This window comes from Protofrankia sp. Cj3, from assembly GCF_917627355.1.
Lineage (GTDB): Bacteria > Actinomycetota > Actinomycetes > Frankiales > Frankiaceae > Protofrankia.
Window position 1 is genome coordinate 21,184 of the sequence record NZ_CAKJTR010000083.1, and the last position, 497, is coordinate 21,680.

Consider the following 497-nt stretch of genomic DNA (forward strand, 5'->3'; position numbering starts at 1 on the left):
TGTCAATTCTCGTTTAATCTGGCCAGCCTGGTGCCCCCGACCTGTGGCTGGTCAGATCGCCTGAGACGAGGTGCGGGGAGGTTGTCTCACTTGAAGTGGCCTTTTTCGGGGGGTGGCACTGGCGTCTGCCAGCCGGCGTGCAGTTTCTGGGCCTGGAACCGGTGGCGCTGGTCCGCGAAGTCGACGCGGTGGCGGGCGACCCAGTCCCGCAGAGGGTCACGGCACCAGGGCGTGGTCAGGGTGGCCACGCTTGCGTGGGTCCTGTGGGCGACGTGCTGGTAGAAGCGGTCGAGGTCGGGCTCGAAGGCGATCGCGACGAGACAGCGCCACTCGAGGTCCGCGAGGACGCGGGCCAACGCGACGGTCTCAGGGAGAGTCACCGCGGGATGGTGGACTGCGACGCCGAGGGTGTCGGCGCGTTGCTGCCATCGCGTGGCGAGGTGGGGATGGCGATGGGCTGGGTCGCTCCTGGCCCACCAGTCGACGATGCTTCCCCC

At 68.4% G+C, this 497-nt stretch carries 1 pseudogene; it reads right to left on the minus strand.

The annotated features are described in order from the left end of the window. Nucleotides 1-86: 86 nt before the first annotated feature. Nucleotides 87-497: pseudogene (locus MJ783_RS13125) on the minus strand (hypothetical protein); the annotation flags it as partial.